Here is an 18,478-nt window from a genome sequence, read left to right on the forward strand (position 1 = left end):
CAGACCGGCAGGTCGGGCGCGAAACACCCCGCCCGCGCGCGACCGCGCCCGCTCACGAGGAGGCGGGCGCGGTCGGCATACGGGCTGGTCGTCGGCGGTCGCCGACTCCCGAGGGGAGGTCAACGCACGTCGTCGTCCACCCAGTCGAAGGTGCGGGTCACGGCCTTCTGCCACAGGCGGTAGGTGCGCTCGCGCTCGTCCTCGTCGACCTGGGGCTCCCACCGGGCGTCCTCGGCCCAGTTGTCGATGACGTCCTGCTCGCCGTCCCAGTAGCCCACGGCGATGCCGGCCGCGTAGGCCGCCCCGAGGGCGGTCGTCTCCGCGACCTGGGGGCGGACGACTGCTACGCCGAGCTGGTCGGCCTGGAACTGCATCAGGGTCTCGTTGGCGGTCATGCCGCCGTCGACCTTGAGCTCGGTGAGCTCGATGTCGGCGTCCTTGGCGTCGGCCGCCATCGCCTCGGCGACCTCGCGGGTCTGGAAGGCCGTGGACTCGATCACGGCGCGGGCGATGTGCCCCTTGTTGACGTAGCGCGTCAGGCCCACGAGGGCGCCGCGGGCGTCGTCCTTCCAGTACGGCGCGAACAGCCCCGAGAACGCCGGGACGAAGTACGCGCCGCCGTTGTCGTCGACGGTGGTGGCGAGCGTCTCGATCTCGACGGCGTCCTTGATCAGCCCGAGGTTGTCACGGACCCACTGCACGAGCGAGCCGGCCACGGCGATCGACCCCTCGAGGGCGTAGACGGGCTTGTTGTCGCCGATCTTGTAGCAGACCGTCGTGAGCAGGCCGTTGCGGGAGTGGATGACCTCCTCGCCGGTGTTCATGAGCATGAAGCAGCCGGTGCCGTAGGTGTTCTTGGCCATGCCGCGCTCGAAGCACGCCTGCCCGAACGTCGCGGCCTGCTGGTCGCCGAGGATGCCGGCGATGGGCACGCCGACGAGGAAGCCACCCTTCCGACCCTCGCCGTAGACCTCGGAGGAGCTCTTGATCTCCGGGAGCATGGACATCGGGATCCCCATCGCGGCACAGATGTCGGGGTTCCAGTCGAGGGTGTCGAGGTTCATCAGCATCGTGCGGCTGGCGTTGGTGACGTCGGTGACGTGGACGCCGCCCTGGACTCCGCCCGTCATGTTCCACACGACCCACGAGTCGGTGGTGCCGAGGAGCAGGTCGCCGCGCTCGGCCTTCTCACGAGCGCCGTCGACGTTGTCGAGGATCCACTTGACCTTGGGGCCGGCGAAGTAGGTCGCGAGCGGCAGGCCGCAGCGCTCCTTGAAGCGGTCGTCGTCGCCCTGGGCGAGCTCGTCGCAGATCTTGTCGGTGCGGGTGTCCTGCCACACGATCGCGTTGTAGACCGGCTCGCCCGTGGTCTTGTCCCACACGACCGCGGTCTCGCGCTGGTTGGTGATGCCGACCGCGACGATGTTAGAGCTGTTGATGTCCTTGGAGGCGGCGAGGCACTGGGCCACGGCCTGCCGGACGTTGCGCCAGATCTCCTTGGGGTCGTGCTCCACCCACCCGGCCCGTGGGAAGATCTGCTCGTGCTCGAGCTGGCCGGTGCTCACGATCCGGCCCGAGTGGTCGAAGAGGATGGCGCGCGAGCTGGTCGTGCCCTGGTCGATCGCCATGACGTACTTTTGGGTGTTGGGGCTCATGAGTTGTCCTTCACGTCCTTGTGAGTTGGGTTGACTGTCTGTCGATCAGCCGACGAACGCCGTGGCGGCGACACCGGCGAGGACGCCGCCGAGCACGGGTCCGAGGATGGGGACCCAGGCATAGGCCCAGTCGCTGCCACCCTTGCCCTTGATCGGGAGCAGGGCGTGGGCGATGCGGGGGCCGAGGTCGCGGGCGGGGTTGATGGCGTAGCCGGTGGGCCCGCCGAGGCTGGCGCCGATGCCGATCACCAGCAGGGTGACGGGCAGCGGACCGAGCTGGGCGGGGTTCTGCCCGAAGGTGACGATGACGAAGACGAGCACGAAGGTCGCGATGACCTCGGTGATCAGGTTGTTGCCATAGCTGCGGATGGCCGGGCCGGTCGCGAAGATCGCGAGCTTGTCGCCGGCGGGGGCCTCCCGGTCGAAGTGGTCGCGATAGGCCAGCCAGGCCAGGACCGCGCCGAGGAAGGCCCCGAGGACCTGCGCGGCGATGTAGACGAGCGCGGTCGTGGCGCCGGCCGGGACGCCGGGGGCGAAGTCCGCGCCGTTGGCCCACAGGCCGAGGGTCACCGCGGGGTTGAGGTGCCCGCCCGACTTGAAGGCGACGTAGACGCCGGCCATGACGCCGATGCCCCACCCGACGTTGATCATCAGGTTGCCGCCGCCCTTGCCCTTGGAGTCGGGCAGCAGGGCGTTGGCGACCACGCCCGCACCGAGCACGATGAGGATCATCGTCCCCAGCAGCTCGTGGGCGAAGACCGTGCCGAGCGGCACGGGCTCGGCCGGTGGCGCAGCGATCGCCGCCTGGGCGAGGGCAGCGGTGAGCAAGATGGGCATGGCTGACTCCTTGGTGAACGTCGTTGTCCTGCAGGCGCCCCGGACGGGACGGTGATGGCGCCCGGGGGGTGGGTTGTTCTAGCGGTCGAGCGGGTCGGTCAGGCCGACCGGGTCGCTCAGGACGAGGCCGGCAGCGCCTCGCCGGTGACCTGGGCGCGGGCCGCGGAGGCGGCGGCGTCGGTCCGCTCCTGCTCCGCCGCGGCCTCGCCCGCCACGCGGGCGCGGTAGGCCGCCTGCTCCCGCGCGAGGTCGTCGTCATCCCAGCCGAGCAGCGGTGCGGCGATCGAGCCGATCTCTTCGAGAGCGCTGACGCCCCGGTCGCGGGTCTCGTAGTGCAGCCGGATGCGGTGCATGAGGATGTCCTCGAGGTGCAGCGCGCCCTCGTGGGTGACGGCGAACGCCGCCTCCACCCGCAGGTAGGCGGGCGCGGTCGCGAGCGGCTCCCCCAGGGAGGCGTCGGCGTCGACGAGGGCCAGCAGGGCCGGGAGCTCTGCGCCGTAGCGGGACAGCAGGTGCTCGACCTGCTCGGCGCTCCACCCGTAGGCGGCGGCGATGCGCGGAGCCTGGTGGCGGTAGGCGTCGAACCCGGCCGCGCCGACCAGCGGCGTGTGCTCGGTGACGGACGGGTTGGCCTCGGCCGCCTCCTCGCCCAGCGCGACGTCGACGGCGTCCTCGGCCATGACGCGATAGGTCGTCAGCTTGCCGCCGGCGATCGACCACAGCCCCGGGGCGACCTCGGCCACGGTGTGCTCGCGGGACACCTTGGTGGAGGACCCGCCGCTGCCGCGGTGGGGCTGCAGGAGGGGGCGCAGCCCGGCATACGTGCCGATGATGTCGTCGCGGGTCAGGGGACGGGCCAGCACCGAGTTGGCCTGCTCGAGGACGTAGTCGATGTCCTCGGCGGTGGCCACCGGGTTGCGCAGGTCCTGCTCCCACGGGGTGTCGGTCGTGCCGATGACCCAGTAGCGCTCCCAGGGGATGACGAACAGCACGGACTTCTCGGTGCGCAGGAACAGCCCGGTCTCCCCCTGGATCCGCTCCTTGGGCACGACGATGTGGATCCCCTTGGACGCCAGCACCTTCAGGCCCTGGTCGGAGCCCGTCATCGCCTCGACGTCCTCGGTCCAGACTCCGGCGGCGGCGACCACCCGGTGCGCGCGGATCGTCAGGTCGCGGTCGCCCTCGGCGTCGTGCACCTCGGCCCCCACGACCCGTCCCGCGTCGTCCTTGACGAAGGAGGTGACTCGCGTGCGGGTGGCCGCGAGCGCGCCATACCCGGCGGCGGTGCGGACCAGGTCGATGACCAGGCGGGCGTCGTCGACGCGGGCGTCGTAGAAGCGGATCGCGCCGGTCAGCGCGTCGTCGCGGATGTCGGGGAAGAGCTCCTGGGCGCCCTGGCGCGTGTAGTGCTTCTGCAGCGGGACGGTCTTGGTGCCCTTGGCCCCGGCGAGCGCGAGGGCGTCATACATCCCCACCCCCACGGCGCTGTAGGACCTCTCGACGACCGGCAGCTTGAGGGGCCACAGGAAGGGCTGGGCCTTGACCAGGTGCGGGGCGAGGGTCGTGAGCAGCAGGCCGCGCTCCTTGAGGGCCTCGGCCACGAGTGCGAAGTTGAGCTGGTAGAGGTAGCGCAGGCCGCCGTGGACCAGCTTGGAGGACCACTGGGAGGTGCCGGAGGCCCAGTCCTCGGCCTCGACGATGCCGACGCGCAGGCCCCGGCTCGCGGCGTCCAGCACGATGCCCGCGCCGGTGACGCCACCGCCGACCACGAGCAGGTCCAGGGGCTCCCCGCTCGCCATCTCCTCCAGGGCTGCCGCCCGGCTCTGTGCGGTCAGTGCCGTCGTCGCTGTCGTCGTCATCGTCCTCGCCTCTCCCCAGGGCTGCTCGGGTGGAGCAACCGTCGTCGTCGTGCCTCTCCCTAGCATCATGGGCAGGTGTTGCACGTATGCTCAAGCGGGCTGCACGAACGTGCACCGGAAAGGTCTGACCGTGAACGATCGTGAGGCGATGCTGCGGGCCGCCCAGCTGTACTACCTGCACGACCAGACGATGGACGCCATCGCCGGAGATCTCGGCGTCTCCCGGTCCACGGTGTCCCGGCTGCTGTCCCGGGCGAGGACGGACGGGATCGTGCAGATCACCGTGGCCGCACCCGACGACCCGAGCGACCAGATGGCCCGGGCTCTGCACGACGCCGTCGGCGTGACCGCCTACGTGGTGCCGGTCCACCCCGCGGCCAGCGACCCGCAGCGGCTCGACGCCGTGGCGCGGCGGGCGGCCGGGCTGATCGGTGAGTGGTTCGGCGACCACATGACCCTGGGGGTCGCGTGGGGCACCACCACCTCGGCCATCGCCGGCTACCTGGCGCCCCACACCCTGACGGGCAGCGTCGTCGTGCAGCTCAACGGCGCCGCCAACGCCCGCACCTCGGGGGTGCGCTACATGACGCAGCTGCTCGACCGCTTCGCCACGGCGTACGGCGCGGACCTGTACTACTTCCCCGCGCCGGCGTTCTTCGACTTCGCCGCCACCCGGGAGGCGCTGTGGCAGGAGAGCGCCGTCCGCCGCATCCTCGAGCTGCGCCGGACCTGCGACATCGCGGTGTTCAGCGTCGGGGCGTTCCGCGGTCGGCTGCTGTCGCAGGTCTACTCGTCGGGCTACCTGCGCGCCGACGAGGTCGCGGAGCTCGCGGCCCAGCACGTGGTCGGTGACGTCGCCACCCACTTCCTGCGCCAGGACGGGACGTATGCCGACATCGCCCTCAACCGCCGCGCGTCCGGCCCCTCCCCCGCCGAGCTGCGCCGCGTGAACCGGCGGCTGTGCGTGGTCGCCGGTGACAACAAGATCCAGGGGACGTTGGGGGCGCTGCGCGCCGGCGTGGTGTCCGACCTGGTGATCGACGAGCGGACGGCCGGTGGGCTGATCGCGCTGCTGTCCTCGTGAGGACCTGGCGGGCGGGGCAGCCCCGACAGCCGCTGTCACCAGCTGCAAGTGCGCTGCCCGGCCGGTGCGCACCCTCCTCCCGCCAGGGACGACGCTGGGACAGAGCTGGGGGATCCAGGGCGGCAGGCGGAGGCGCCAGGGCAAGAAGAAAGCCCGCCTGGCCTGGCGTGTGCCGGGTCAGACGGGGTCCTGTCTGGTGGAGCTGAGGGGATTCGAACCCCTGGCCTTCTCATTGCGAACGAGACGCGCTACCAACTGCGCCACAGCCCCTTGCGTCAGAGGACTCTACCACCGAGGTGGCCGGTCCTCCGAATCGGCTAGCCGCCGACCGCGCGGCGCAACGGCACTGGTGCGTCGAGGAACTCGTCCTCGATCTCGATGGGCGCGAAGACCTCGTCGTCGGCGGGCAGCGGGGCGGGCGCGCTGCGCTGGACCGGGGCCTTGAGCGTGTAGGTCGGGAGCGGCACCGGGACCGGACGCCACTGCCCCGGCTCCAGGGGCTCGGGCTCGATGTGCACCGGCTCGGCCACGGGCTCGTCGAAGGCGCGGACGTCGAACGGCGCAGCGGTGGCGGTGGCGGTGGCGGGCGCCGCGGACTCGCGGGCGCCGCTGTCGGCGATGCCGTCCATCGGGCGGTCCACATCCACCGGCCGGTCGATGGGGCCCGCGACAGGGCTGGCGAGCGGCACCGGGCTCTCGAGGGTGGCAGGCGCAGCAGGGGCAGCCGAGCGGGTCCGCAGCTCGATCCGCGGGGAACGCCGCCGCGCGCTGTGCCGCAGCCCGGCCAGCGTCACCAGCACCAGGGCGGCCCCGACAGCCGGCGCCCAGACGGGCAGCACCCGCAGCACGGCCAGCACGACGAGCACGACGGTGGCGAGCACGCTGAGCAGCAGCGTCAGGCTGCGCACGACGCGAGCCGCGCGGCGCGGCCGGCGCGCACCCGCGCCCGACGCGACCGCCGTCGAGGACGTCGCGTGGCCGCGGCCGGGCCGGGCCACGCGGGTGGCGCCGGCGCGGGCACGCAGCGGGCTGGCGGCATACGACCGGACGGAGGTGACGACCGGGGCGACGGAGGGGCGGTCGAGGACACGCATGGCCTCGGCGTAGCGCTCGATGGCGCGAGCGGTCTGCAGGTGCTCCCGACGACGCATCCACGACTGCGTCAGGTAGGCAGCCCACAGCCCGATGACGACGACGAAGACGAGGCTCGAGGGCTGCACGTGACCGACGTTAGAGGTGTGACGGGTGAGGAACGCTCAACCGCCGGGGTGTGTCGGCGGATTGACAGAGGCTGCATGAGCATGCAGTCGCGACTGCAGGGTCGCACCGCCCAGGTCCTCGGTGGTGATCGCGAAGGTGCGGTGGTCCCGCCAGGCCCCGTCGATGTGCAGGTAGCGCTCGCGCAGCCCCTCGTCACGGAAGCCGAGCTTGTGGGCCACGGCCAGCGACTTGTGGTTGTCGGGGCGGATGTTGATCTCGATGCGGTGCAGCGCGCGGTCGGTCAGCGCGTGGTCGCAGGCCAGCGCCAGCGCCAGCGGGGCGATGCCGCGCCCGGCGTGGGTCGGCGCGACCCAGTAGCCGGCCGACGCGCCCCACAGTGCCCCCTCGAAGACCTGCGACACGGTGACGGCCCCGCACAGCTGCCCCTCGACCTCGATGGCCCACGGCATCAGCCGCCCGGCGCGGGCCTCGCGCGTCTGGTGCCGCAGGTAGGCCGGGTAGGGGCGGGCGGTCTGCCCGGGGCGCGCGAGCGTCGGCTCCCAGGGCCGCAGCCACTCCCAGCTCGCCCGACGCAGCGCCAGCCACTCGCGCTGGTCGCGGCGCCGTAGCTCGCGCAGCAGCACGGGCGTGCCGTCGCGCAGGGCGCCGGTGAGGCGGATCGGCCAGGGCGCCATCAGTGGTCGCCGCCGCGGAGCTGGTCCAGGGCGTGCGGCACGATCGGGGCCAGCACCGCGAGCCCGTCCCGCACGCCGCCGGTCGAGCCGGGCAGGTTGACGACCAGCGTGCGACCGGCCAGCCCGGCGAGGCCGCGGGACAGCGCGGCGGTGGGGACGCCCTGGGCCGTCCCGGCCGCCCGGATCGCCTCGGCGATGCCGGGCACCTCGCGGTCGAGCACCGCGCGGGTCACCTCGGGCGTGGCGTCGGTCGGCGACAGCCCGGTGCCCCCGGTCGTGACGACGAGGTCGGCGCCCGCCGCGACCGCGGCCCGTATGGCGTCCCCCACCGCGTCACCATCCGGCACCACCACCGGGTCCGGGGTCACCAGACACCAGGACCGCAGCGCGGCGACGATCATCGGGCCGGTGCGGTCGTCGTAGACGCCGGCTGCCGCGCGCGTGGACGCGGTGATGACGACGCCGTGACGCTGCGGAGTCTCTCCGGCGCCGTCGCCCCTGCCGTCTCCCCTGCCGTGGGCCACGCCCCCGGCAGCACCGTCGGCAACACCCTCGGGCGTCGGGACGTCGCTCACTCGGACCAGTCCCCCGACCGGCCACCGGACTTCGCGGTGACGCGCACGTCGGTGATGCGGGCGTGCTTGTCGACGGCCTTGACCATGTCGACGAGCGCGAGGGCAGCCACGCTCACCGCGGTGAGCGCCTCCATCTCGATGCCGGTGCGGTCGGCGGTGCGCACGGTGGCCGCGATGTCGACGCCGTCGTCGGCGACCTCGAGGTCGACCGCCACCGCGTGGACCGCGATCGGGTGCGCGAGCGGGATCAGCTCGGGGGTGCGCTTGACCGCCTGGATGCCGGCGATGCGGGCGACGGCCAGGGCGTCCCCCTTGGGCACAGTCCCGCCGCGCAGCGCCGCCACCGCGGGGGCCCCGAGCAGCACCCGACCGCGAGCGCTGGCCTCCCGGGCGGTGACCGCCTTGGCCGACACGTCGACCATGTGGGCGCTGCCGTCCTCGCGCACGTGGGTCAGGCGCCCGGCGCCGGCGCCCGGCGCAGCACCGGGGTCGTCGCCCCGCGGCGCCGCCACCAAGTCGTCGCCCCGCGGCGCCGCCGCGGTGTCGTCAGCGGGCGGGGTCATGGGTGACCTCCTCGGCGGGTCGGGGTCGGAGCAGCAGGCAGGTCAGGCGGGTGCCGGCCTGGACCTCGCCGACCTCGGCGGGCACGACCGCCAGGGCATCGGCGTGGGCGAGCGCGCCGAGCATGTGCGAGCCCTGGCCGCCGGCGAGACGGGCGTGCAGGCCGTCGGGGCGCTGGTCGAGGACGACGCGGGCCAGCTGGGTGCGGCCGACGGGGGTGCGCCACCCCTCGTCGGTCACGGCGACGACCCCGGCCAGCCCGGCGGCCTCCTGACCGGCCAGCAGCCGCAGCGCCGGGGCCACGAAGACCAGGTAGGACACCATCGAGGAGACCGGGTTGCCCGGCAGCGTGAAGACCGGGACGCGCCGGCCGTCGGGAGCCCCCAGCACCCCGAACCCCTGCGGCTTGCCCGGCTGCATCGCCACCCCGCGGAAGGTGACCTCCCCCGAGGCCGACAGCACGGCCTTGACGGTGTCGTAGGCGCCGGCCGAGACCCCGCCCGTCGTGATCACGGCGTCGTGCCCGGCGACCACCTCGTCGAGCCGCCGGCGGAAGCCAGGCTCGTCGTCGGCGACCGCGCGCACCCGCTCGGCCGCGAACCCGTGCTCGCGCAGCGCCGCAACCAGCATCGGGCCGTTGCTGTCCACGACGGTGCCGTGGCCCGCGGTGGCGCCCGGCTCCACGAGCTCGTCCCCGGTGGACAGGACGGCCACCCGCGGCGGCCGGACCACGTCGACGCGCGGCCGGCCCAGGGAGACCAGCAGGGCCAGCACCCGGGCGTCGACGAGGGTGCCCCGGCCGAGCACCACCTGGCCCGCGCGGACGTCGTCGCCGGCCGGGCGCACGTGCGCCGCCGGCCGCGGCGCCACGCGGACGGCGACGGTGCTGGTGCCCCGGTCGGTGTCCTCGACGGGCACGATCGCGTCGGCGCCGTCCGGGACCGGCGCCCCGGTCATGATGCGCAGCGTGGTCCCGGGCTCGAGGGCGAGCCGGTCGGTGCGGCCCGCGGGGATGTCGCCGGCCACCGGCAGCAGCACCGGCTCGTCGGGCCGGGCGTGCTCGGTCTCGGCGCGGCGCACGGCGTAGCCGTCCATCGCCGAGCTCGCGAACGCCGGGACGTCGATGGCGCTGGTCACGGCCTGCGCCAGCACGCACCCGTGGGCATCGACGACGTCGACGGTCTCGACCCGGGGCGGCAGGGCGGCGCAGGCGTCGAGGATCTGGGCGAGGTGCTCCTCGACCGGCATCAGGTCGCTCGTCTGCGGCATGCCGCGAGACTAGTGCAGACCTGTGACAGACCCCGCGGTGACCGTCCGGTCCCGGCCGCGGTCCTTGGCCGCGACCATGGCAGCGTCCGCCGCCGCCAGCAGCTCCGCGGCGGAGCCGGCGTCGTCCGGCCAGGTCGCCACCCCGATGCTGCAGGTGATCGGGATGCTCTGGTCGCCCACCTGCAAGGGCCGGGTGCGCAGGTCCGCCAGGATCCGCTGGGCCAGTGCCGCGGCGCCCTCGGCGCCCTGCTCGGGCACCAGCACGGCCAGCTCCTCCCCGCCGTAGCGCGCCACCAGGTCCACCGGGGAGACCAGCTCGCCCAGCCGGGCGGTCAGCGCGGTCAGCACGCCGTCGCCGACGGAGTGACCCCGCTGGTCGTTGATGCGCCGGAACCGGTCGATGTCCACCACCAGCAGCGACACCTGCCGCCCGAACTTCCGCGCCCGGACCACCTCCCGGCCGAGGGTGCTGGTGAGCATCCGCAGGTTGCCGGCCCCGGTCAGCGGGTCGATGACCGACTGACGCTGGGCGGCGCGGTGCAGCATCGCGTTGTCGATGGCCACGCCGGCGGGGCCGGCGACCAGGGCGAGCAGGTCCGCGGTCTCGTCGGCATACGGCTCGGCCGTGGCGGCCCGCTCGACGACCAGGACGCCCACGACGTCGTCGCCGCTGACCAGGGGCGCGGCGCAGAGGCGGCCGGCCAGCACGGCCGCGCCGTCGGGGGCCGCGTCGTCGGTGCGCACGACCCGCCGTTGGTCGACGCAGCGCCCGACGAGCCCGGCGCCCACCGGCACCCGACCCGTCGCGGGGCGAGCGGTGCCGATGGGGTGCACGACACGGACCCGCACCGCGCTGCCCTCCCGCAGCCACACGGTGGCCGCGGCGGACCCGGTCGCGGTCTCCGCGAGCGCGCACAGCGCCGCCAGCAGGCCGTCCAGGTCGTGGGTGCGCTGCAGCGTGGCGGCGGTGCTGTGCAGGGTCGCGTCGAGCCTCTCCCGGCCGGCCGTCAGCTCCGTATGCCGCCGGTCCAGCTCGCCGGCCATCGCGTTGAACTCCCTGGCCAGATCACCGACCTCGTCGCCGCGGTCCTCGGGGAGCCGCACCGACAGGTCGCCTTCCGCGATCCGCCGCGCCCCGCGGCTGAGGGCCAGCAACGGGCCGGTGAGCTCCCGCGCGAGCCAGCGCACCAGCCCCGCCGCCAGCAGCAGGACCAGGGCGATCAGCAGCAGCGGCAGCCACGCCCGCACCCCACCCGTGGGGTCCGGCGCCGAGCCCTGCACCGCGCACGGACGCCCCTGGCCGGCCTCCACGGTCCGCACGATGCTGCCGGTGCCGGTGTCCCGGCTCGGGTGGACCTCCACGCCGCCGCCGCAGAGCAGGACGGTCCGGACGTCGTCGACCGCGGCCTGCCGGGCGAGGGCGTCCAGCCGGCCCGGGGTGAGCGGCTCGACGACGAGGACGGACAGCCGGCCCTGGGTGGTGGTGAGGTCGACGCGTTCGGCGAGCAGGGCGCCCGCCCGGTCCGTGACCGTCGAGCAGCGGGTCGTCGGGAGCTCACGCGGCGTCGGGCGGGGCGCCGCCGGCGAGGCCGCCAGCACGGTCCCGCCCCGCAGGATCACGGCGTAGCCGCGCTCCGCGCCGAGGCCGCCGCGCGTCTCCTCGGCCAGCACCGTCGCGGGGGGCCGACCGTTGGCGACCGCCAGCGCGATGACCTCCGCGCGGTCCCCGAGGGCCCAGCACTCGGTCCCGAGCGCCGTCGCAAGGGCCACGGTGGCGCGGTCGACGTCCCGGCGCTGACCGTCGACCAGGGCGCGCGGCAGCAGCACCCCCGCCACCAGGCCGGCCAGCAGCAGCACGGGCAGGACGACCGCGGCCAGGACGATGGCCAGCCGGGTCCTGATCGACACGGGTCCTCCTCGGTGACGGGGTGCGGACATCGTGGCACGGTCCGCCCCCCTCGGTGGGCGGAGGCGCGGCCCCTGCGACAATCCCCACCATGGACACGCCCCCCACCCCCACCACGGCCAAGAAGGCGTTGCGGTCCACCCTGTGGGCACGGCGCAAGGAGCAGCACGCCGCCCGGACCCGGGCCCAGCGCGACGCGGACGCCGCGGCGATCGCGGAGCACGGCATGCGGCTGGTCCGCGAGGTGGCGCCGGGTGGCGGGACGGTCACGTCATACGAGTCGTGGCCGGTCGAGCCCGGGACCCGCGCGCTCAACTCGGCGCTGGTCGCGGCCGGGTACCGGGTCGTGGTGCCCGTGACGCTGCCGGGCCTGGACCTGGACTGGCGGCCGCTCGACGCGACCGACGATGACGAGGCGGCCCGGCTTGGGCTGCACGGCATCGCCGAGGCCGACCTGGTGCTCGCTCCCGGCACGGCGGTCGACCGGTCGGGGATCCGGCTGGGTCAGGGCGGTGGGTGCTACGACCGCGCGCTGCCGCGCCGGCGGCCGGGCGTCCCGGTCGTGACGGTGCTGCACCCCGGCGAGCTCGTGGCCGAGCCCCTGCCGCGCGCCGAGCACGACCAGCCCGTGGACGCCGTCCTGACCGCCCAGGGCGTGACCTGGCTGCGGCACCGTTGAGCCGCGCCGCCCGGACCCGACAGCTCAGCGGCCGTCGTTGGGCAGCAGCGTGAGCCGGTGGCGGGTGGCGTCCTCGACGGCGCGGTCCGTGAAGGGCCACGGGTAGGGGTCGTTGCGCAGCCAGCGCGCCGTCTGGTCGTCGTAGTGCTCATTGGTCGGGTGACCGGACACCCCCGTCAGCTGCACCCAGGTGCTGCTGTCGAGGTCCCCCAGGTCGACGACCATGCGCATCGACGGGCCCCAGTCGGCGGCGTAGGACTCGGCCAGGTCGTAGCCGATGGCGTTGGGGGCCAGCGGCGACCCCGGCGCCGGCTCCGGGCCGCGGTTGAGCAGGTCGCCGAGCAGGCCCGGCGCGGCCGCGCCCAGCGGGTGGCGCAGCCGCAGCGCGTGCAGCCGGCCGTAGTCCCACCGCTCCACCGACTTGCCCGTGAGGCGGGTCAGCTCGAGCCGCGCGTCGACCTGGGCCTGGCGCAGGATGTCGTCGCGGGTCTCGATCTTGAGCGTGGTCTGGTCGTCCCACCAGGGCGAGCGCGGGTCCTGCAGCAGCCGCTGCACCACCGACGCCCAGCGGGAGCCGCCGTCGGGGCGCATCCCCGTGGGCAGGTCGTCGTCGAAGGTCCGGTGCAGCAGCGCAGACCAGCAGGCCGTGTAGTAGGCCGCAGCCCGCGACGACGCGGACTCCCCCGTGACGAACCTGCCGTCCCACCCGTCGAGGGTCCGCTGCCCCTCCTGGGTGAAGGGGTCGCGGCTGAGGTCCACGGACCGCAGCGCCTGGGTCAGGGTGGCGCGGAAGTCATCGTTGACGTCGCCCTGCACGGCCCGCATCCGGTCCGGCGTGATGGGCCCCGACCCGTCGAGCAGGGTCCGGATCCGGGTGGACCGCCAGCCGGGGGTCCAGTCGCTGGTGAGGAAGGGCGTGGTGGCCGCGGTGACGGCCTGGTTGGCGGTGACGAGGACCCCCTCCTTGGGGTCCAGCGCCCAGGGCAGCTGGTCGAAGGGGACGAAGCCGCGCCAGTCGTAGCGGGAGTCCCAGCCCGGCGCCGGCAGGTAGCCGGGCGGGGTGCCGGCCGTGCCGCTCTGGCGCACCGGCACGAGCCCCGGCGCCTGGTAGCCGATGTGGCCGTCCACGTCGGCGTAGACGGCGTTCTGCGAGGGCACGGCGAAGGAGGCGATGGCCTTGCGGAAGCCGGCGAAGTCGGTGGCCCGGTTGATCCGGAAGATCGCGTCCGCGGTGGTCGTCGGGTCGAGCCCGGTCCACCGCAGCGCCACGGCGGTACGCTCCCCGGCGGCCGGGGTGCCCGCGCCCGGGGTGGCCGCGGCGTCGGCGATGTCGCTCGCGACCTCGGACATCAGGGGTCCGTGGGTGGTGGAGCGGACCGTGATCGTCTCGTCCTTGCCGCCGGCGACGCGGATGACCTCGGTGCGCTGCTGCAGCGGGGACCAGCGGCCGTCCTTAAGCACCTGGTCGCCCTTGACCCGCTCGAGGTAGAAGTCGCTGACGTCCGGGTCGAGGTTGGTGAAGCCCCACGCGATGCGCTGGTTGTGCCCGATCACCACCCCGGGGAAGCCGGCGAAGGTGAACCCGGTGACGGCATACGGGCAGGCGGTCGACACGGTGCGGCAGTGCAGCCCGACCTGGTGCCAGATGCCCGGTTGGGTCAGGCCGAGGTGCGGGTCGTTGGCCAGCAGCGCGTGCCCGGTGGCGGAGCGGGACGGCGCGACCGCCCAGGAGTTGGAGCCGATCCCCTCCCCGGAGCCGATCAGCGGCACGACCGCGCCGACCCCGCTGGCGGTCCGGTCCAGCGCCTGCTCCAGCTGATCCTGCTGCCCCTGACCAGCCCGTATGCCGCCCGGCCGCCGCGCGGACCGCCCGCCGTGACCGCCCGCGGGAGCCCAGTCGGCGGGCGACAGGATGGGGGCCTGCGCCGCCGTGTCGTAGGCGGGCCACAGCTCGCGCACCTCGTCCAGGGACCGTCCCTGCGCCATCAGCCGGGCCCGGGACAGCTCGTCGCGGTAGTTGCCGCGCAGGTCCCAGGCCATCGCCTTGAGCCACACCAGCGAGTCCACCGGACCCCACGGCTCGATGCGGTAGCCGCGGACCTTGAGCCCGAGCAGGAGGTACTCCGGGGCGACGCGGGTCGGGTCGCCCGCCTGGTCCAGGTAGGCGTTGACGCCGTCGGCGTAGGCCGTGAGGTAGCGGCGGGTGTCGGCCGACAGGGTCGGCAGCTCCTGCTCGGCGACGCGCCGCCAGCCCATGGTGCGCACGCTGCGGTCGGAGGCCAGCCCGGCCTCCCCGACCATCTCGGCGAGGCGGCCGGAGGTGGCGTGCCGCCGCAGGTCCATCTCGAAGAAGCGGTCCTGCGCGGACACGTAGCCCTGCCCGCGGAACAGGTCCTCGGGGGTGTCGGCGTAGAGGTGCGGGACCCCCTGGGCGTCCCGCTTGACGTCGACCTGACCGGCGAGACCACCCAGCCGCTGCGTCCCGTCGACCGTCGGGTCGGTGCGCCGCACCGCGCCCCAGAGGACCCCCGCCACGATCAGGGTGGCGACGACCAGGAGCACGACCACGGTCACGGCGGTGCGCCGGGCGATCTGGGCAGCGTGGGACACGACAGTGAGACTAGGCCACGGCACCGACAGGCCGACGGACCGCGGCGACGGTGGCGGTCGGCATACGGGAGAATGCGGGTCATGGACGCGGTCGGCGGCTTCGGGGTGGAGGACCTGCGCCTGGTCCTGCTCATCGGCGCGGCCGTGCTGCTGCTCTCGGTCGTCGCGGTGCGCATCAGCACCCGCTCGGGGCTCCCGTCCCTGCTGCTCTACCTGCTCATCGGGGTCGGGCTCGGGGAGATGGGGCTGGGCATCCAGTTCGAGGACGGACGCCTCACCCAGGCGCTCGGGTACGTCGCGCTGGTGGTCATCCTCTCCGAGGGTGGCCTGACCACCTCCTGGCGACACATCCGTCCGTCGGTGGCACCGGCCGCGATCCTGTCGACGGTCGGGGTGCTCGTGTCGGTGGCGGTCATCGGGGTGGCCGCGCACTGGCTGCTGCGGCTGGGGTGGCCGTCGGCCTTCCTGGTCGGGGCGATCCTGTCGTCGACCGACGCGGCCGCCGTCTTCTCGGTGCTGCGGGCGGTCCCGCTGCCCCGGCGCCTGACCGGCATGCTGGAGGCCGAGTCGGGTCTCAACGACGCGCCCGTGGTGCTGCTGGTCACCGCGCTGACCGCCGTCGTCGACGGCACCGCGCACGCGTCGCCGCTGGTCCTGGCCCTGGAGGCGGTCCTCGAGCTCGCCGCCGGCACCGTCGTCGGCCTCGGGGTCGGGTGGCTCGGGACCCGGCTGTTGCGCCGCTACGCCGACACCTCCTCGGGACTCTTCTCCATCGGCGTGCTCGCCGTCCCCGCCCTCGCGTATGCCGCCGCGACCTTCGTGCACGGCAGCGGCTTCATCGCGGTCTACGTCAGTGCCCTGGTGCTCGGCAACAGCGGTCTGCCGCACAAGGCGGCGACCCGCGGGTTTGCGACCGCGATGGGGTGGCTCGCGCAGATCGGGTTGTTCGTCCTGCTCGGGCTGCTGGCCTCCCCGGACGAGCTGCTGGGCTGGGCGATGCCGGCGCTGCTGCTCGGCCTGGTGCTGCTGCTCGTGGCCCGCCCGCTGTCGGTGCTCGCCTCGGTCAGCGCCTTCCGCCTGACGCTGCGGGAGCAGGCCTTCCTGTCCTGGGCGGGGCTGCGCGGCGCCGTCCCGGTCGTGCTCGCGACGGTGCCCGCGACCGAGGGCGCGACCGAGCTGTCGTGGTTGTTCGACCTGGTCTTCATGCTCGTGGTGATCTACACCATCGTGCAGGGGCCGACGCTGCCGTGGGTGGCGCGGCGCCTCGGCGTCATCGACGAGGGCGCGACGATGGACCTGCAGGTCGAGTCCACCCCGCTCGAGCGCATGAACGCCGACGTCGTCCAGGTCGACATCGGCGCCGACTCCCGCATGTCGGGGGTGGAGGTCTACGAGCTGCGGCTCCCCAAGGGCGCCAACGTGGCGCTGGTCCTGCGGGACGGGCGCTCCTTCGTGCCCGACCGGGCGACGGTGCTGCGGCGCGGCGACTCCATCATGGTGGTGACCCCGAGCGCGCTGCGCGAGCAGACCGAAGAACGCCTGCACGCGGTGTCCTCGCAGGGTCGGCTGGCCGGCTGGCTGCGCCCGGGAGAGCGGCCGCCGCGGCCCCGCACGGTCCGTGAGCGTGGCCGGGACCGCCGCGACACCTCGCTAGAATGACCGACCGTGTGCGCCCTCCTCGCGGCGCCGCTCGACCTCATCTGTTGTGGAGACGCCCGTGCCTACCTACTCCTACCGCTGCACCAGCTGCGACGAGGCCTTCGACATCGTGCAGTCCTTCAGCGACGACTCGTTGACGGTGTGCCCCGCGTGCGAGGGTCGGCTGCGCAAGGTCTTCAACAGCGTGGGCGTGGTCTTCAAGGGGTCCGGCTTCTACCGCACCGACTCCCGCGGCAAGGGCACCGGGGCCGGCAGCGGGGCCGGCACCGCCGCCCAGACGACGTCGAGCAGCACCTCCGACTCGGCGAGCTCGTCGACCTCGTCCAGCTCCTCCTCGAGCAGCTCCTCCTCGACCGGCTCTGCGACGAGCTCGTCCAGCGCACCGGCCGGCTCCGCCTCCGCCTGACCCCGGCTGCGGGGCGGTCTGTCCACAGATCGTCGCGTCCCGCGCGCCGTCGTCCACAGGCAGCGCCCGCCCGCTCCCGGTGACGCCCCGAGATCCCTAACGTGCGGGGCATGCCCTCGCTCACGCGCCGCCGCCCGGCCGGCTCCCCCGCCGCTCACCCACGCGCCCCGCGCCCGGCGGGGCGTCGGGTCGCCTGGTGGTGGCGTATGACGCGCCGCCTTCTCGCCGCGCTGGCCCTCGCCGCGGCGGTGACGCTCGTCCTCCGCCTGGCCTTCCCACCGCCGCCGCCCGTCGGTGCCGTGGTCCTCGCGGCGGCGCAGGACCTCCCCGCCGGGCACGTGCTGAGCGACACCGACCTGCGCGAGCGCCGCTGGCCCGGGCCCGATGCCCCACCGGCGCCCCCGACCCGGGACCAGCTGGTCGGCCGTCCCCTCTCGTCGCCGGTCGCCGCGGGTGACCCGGTCACGCCCCGGCAGCTGCTCGGGCCTGCGCTGCTGCGCGGGCAGGACCCCGACACGCTGGCGGTGCCCCTCGGCGGCGTTGACCCGCTCGTCATGGCGGCCGTGCGGGTGGGCGACCGCGTCCAGGTCTGGGCCGGCGACACCCGGGTCAGCGCTGCTGCCGTGGTGCTGGCCCTGCCCGCGGGCGGGGGCGAGCCCGCCGCGCTGGCGCTGTCGTCCGCAGGGGGTGGCCCCGGCGCCGGGCGGTCGATCCTGGTGTCCCTGAGGCCGGCGGAGCTGCAGGCGCTGCACCGGGCGCGCGCCGCCAACCCCGACCCGGCGCCGCTGCAGGTCGTGCTGGTGGGACGCTGAGATCCGTAGCGAGGGGCGTCGGCGGGTCGATGACGGCGAAAGATTCCTGACATTCGCGGGAACCAGCCTGCATCCAGAATCATCACAATCCGCGCACGACCTCCCCGGTTGTGTTGGCTATGAACGATCAACTATGGTCGGTTACTGACTGTGCGTTGCTGCCTGCCGCCTGGGTGGCGCAGCGCCCGACCTCGCGGGTCTTGAGCCGACCCGCGTCCCACCTCCCAAGAAACGAGAGACTTTCATGCTCAAGGGCTTCAAAGACTTCATCATGCGCGGCAACGTCGTCGACCTCGCGATCGCCGTCGTCATCGGCGCCGCGTTCGGCAAGGTCGTCGAGGCAATGGTTGCCATCCTGACCGGCCTCATCGGCAAGTTGGGTGGCCAGCCTGACTTCGGTGGCTGGAAGCCGGGCGGCCTCCCCGTCGGCAACTTCGTCAACGCGCTGGTCAGCTTCCTGATCCTCGCCGCCGTCATATACTTCCTGGTCGTCGCCCCGATGAACGCCATCGCGGCCCGCCGCAAGCAGGGCGCCGAGGAGTCCGAGGCGCCGTCCGAGGAGGCCTCGCTGCTCATGGAGATCCGCGACGAGCTGCGTCGCCGCTGATCACCCCCCTCTTACGGAGAAGGCCCCGCCATCTGGCGGGGCCTTCTCGTTTGTCCTTGTCGTC

Annotated in this window: 16 protein-coding genes and 1 tRNA gene; 6 read left to right on the forward strand and 11 right to left on the reverse strand. The window is 74.1% G+C overall.

What is annotated here, in order from left to right; all coding sequences use genetic code 11:
• Positions 1–119: 119 nt before the first annotated feature.
• The 3 genes from glpK to ADJ73_RS00715 form a co-directional block, all read right to left on the reverse strand.
• On the reverse strand, positions 120–1,655 hold the full coding sequence (glpK, locus tag ADJ73_RS00705) for a glycerol kinase GlpK (RefSeq protein ID WP_050346664.1): 1,536 nt from the start codon (positions 1,653–1,655) through the stop codon (positions 120–122).
• A 45-nt stretch (positions 1,656–1,700) separates the two neighbouring features.
• On the reverse strand, positions 1,701–2,492 hold the full coding sequence (locus ADJ73_RS00710) for an MIP/aquaporin family protein (protein WP_082176639.1): 792 nt from the start codon (positions 2,490–2,492) through the stop codon (positions 1,701–1,703).
• Between the two features lie 116 nt (positions 2,493–2,608).
• Positions 2,609–4,351, reverse strand: coding sequence for a glycerol-3-phosphate dehydrogenase/oxidase (locus ADJ73_RS00715; protein ID WP_050346665.1), 1,743 nt, complete (start codon positions 4,349–4,351; stop codon positions 2,609–2,611).
• Between the two features lie 130 nt (positions 4,352–4,481).
• Between ADJ73_RS00715 and ADJ73_RS00720 the strand changes: the two genes are divergently transcribed.
• Positions 4,482–5,435 (forward strand): sugar-binding transcriptional regulator, encoded by a 954-nt coding sequence (locus ADJ73_RS00720; RefSeq protein WP_253272626.1) that lies wholly within the window; start codon positions 4,482–4,484, stop codon positions 5,433–5,435.
• 194 nt (positions 5,436–5,629) lie between these two features.
• On the opposite strand, the gene ADJ73_RS00725 is transcribed toward ADJ73_RS00720, so the two are convergent.
• The 7 genes from ADJ73_RS00725 to ADJ73_RS00755 all read right to left on the reverse strand — a co-directional run bounded on the left by ADJ73_RS00725 (position 5,630) and on the right by ADJ73_RS00755 (position 11,643).
• Positions 5,630–5,705: transfer RNA gene (locus tag ADJ73_RS00725), tRNA-Ala, on the reverse strand.
• Between the two features lie 47 nt (positions 5,706–5,752).
• Complete coding sequence (locus ADJ73_RS00730; RefSeq protein WP_050346667.1) at positions 5,753–6,655, reverse strand: hypothetical protein; 903 nt, start codon at positions 6,653–6,655, stop codon at positions 5,753–5,755.
• Positions 6,656–6,691: 36 nt separating this feature from the next.
• Positions 6,692–7,330: a GNAT family N-acetyltransferase gene (locus tag ADJ73_RS00735; protein WP_050346668.1), complete on the reverse strand. Its 639-nt coding sequence runs from the start codon at positions 7,328–7,330 to the stop codon at positions 6,692–6,694.
• Positions 7,330–7,854 (reverse strand): MogA/MoaB family molybdenum cofactor biosynthesis protein, encoded by a 525-nt coding sequence (locus ADJ73_RS00740; RefSeq protein WP_172669745.1) that lies wholly within the window; start codon positions 7,852–7,854, stop codon positions 7,330–7,332. The genes ADJ73_RS00735 and ADJ73_RS00740 overlap by 1 nt, the downstream gene beginning before the upstream one ends.
• A 47-nt stretch (positions 7,855–7,901) precedes the next feature.
• The gene (gene moaC / locus ADJ73_RS00745; RefSeq protein WP_253272697.1) at positions 7,902–8,327 is read right to left on the reverse strand and encodes a cyclic pyranopterin monophosphate synthase MoaC; all 426 of its coding nucleotides are present in this window, start codon (positions 8,325–8,327) and stop codon (positions 7,902–7,904) included.
• Between the two features lie 124 nt (positions 8,328–8,451).
• Positions 8,452–9,735 carry a molybdopterin molybdotransferase MoeA gene (locus ADJ73_RS00750; RefSeq protein WP_253272627.1) on the reverse strand — a complete coding sequence of 428 codons (1,284 nt, stop codon included), beginning with the start codon at positions 9,733–9,735 and terminating at the stop codon, positions 8,452–8,454.
• Positions 9,736–9,744: 9 nt separating this feature from the next.
• On the reverse strand, positions 9,745–11,643 hold the full coding sequence (locus tag ADJ73_RS00755; RefSeq protein WP_050346669.1) for a GGDEF domain-containing protein: 1,899 nt from the start codon (positions 11,641–11,643) through the stop codon (positions 9,745–9,747).
• 89 nt (positions 11,644–11,732) lie between these two features.
• On the opposite strand from ADJ73_RS00755, the gene ADJ73_RS00760 reads away from it, so the two are divergent.
• Positions 11,733–12,320, forward strand: a complete 588-nt coding sequence (locus ADJ73_RS00760) for a 5-formyltetrahydrofolate cyclo-ligase (RefSeq protein ID WP_050346670.1) — start codon at positions 11,733–11,735, stop codon at positions 12,318–12,320.
• A gap of 24 nt (positions 12,321–12,344) precedes the next feature.
• Here the strand turns inward: ADJ73_RS00760 and ADJ73_RS00765 are convergent, their stop codons facing one another.
• The gene (locus ADJ73_RS00765; RefSeq protein WP_050346671.1) at positions 12,345–14,930 is read right to left on the reverse strand and encodes a penicillin acylase family protein; all 2,586 of its coding nucleotides are present in this window, start codon (positions 14,928–14,930) and stop codon (positions 12,345–12,347) included.
• A gap of 81 nt (positions 14,931–15,011) precedes the next feature.
• Here ADJ73_RS00765 and ADJ73_RS00770 point away from each other — a divergent pair, with 81 nt between their 5' ends.
• From ADJ73_RS00770 to mscL, 4 genes are all read left to right on the forward strand, one after another.
• Positions 15,012–16,589: a potassium/proton antiporter gene (locus tag ADJ73_RS00770; RefSeq protein WP_367379589.1), complete on the forward strand. Its 1,578-nt coding sequence runs from the start codon at positions 15,012–15,014 to the stop codon at positions 16,587–16,589.
• 58 nt (positions 16,590–16,647) lie between these two features.
• Positions 16,648–16,995, forward strand: a complete 348-nt coding sequence (locus ADJ73_RS16370) for an FmdB family zinc ribbon protein (protein ID WP_082176642.1) — start codon at positions 16,648–16,650, stop codon at positions 16,993–16,995.
• A gap of 206 nt (positions 16,996–17,201) precedes the next feature.
• Entirely contained in the window at positions 17,202–17,807 is a 606-nt protein-coding gene (locus ADJ73_RS00780; protein WP_050346673.1) for an SAF domain-containing protein, read from the forward strand.
• Positions 17,808–18,051: 244 nt separating this feature from the next.
• The gene (gene mscL / locus ADJ73_RS00785) at positions 18,052–18,414 is read left to right on the forward strand and encodes a large conductance mechanosensitive channel protein MscL (protein WP_050346674.1); all 363 of its coding nucleotides are present in this window, start codon (positions 18,052–18,054) and stop codon (positions 18,412–18,414) included.
• Positions 18,415–18,478: the final 64 nt, after the last annotated feature.

Source organism: Arsenicicoccus sp. oral taxon 190 (assembly GCF_001189535.1).
Taxonomy (GTDB): Bacteria; Actinomycetota; Actinomycetes; order Actinomycetales; family Dermatophilaceae; genus Arsenicicoccus.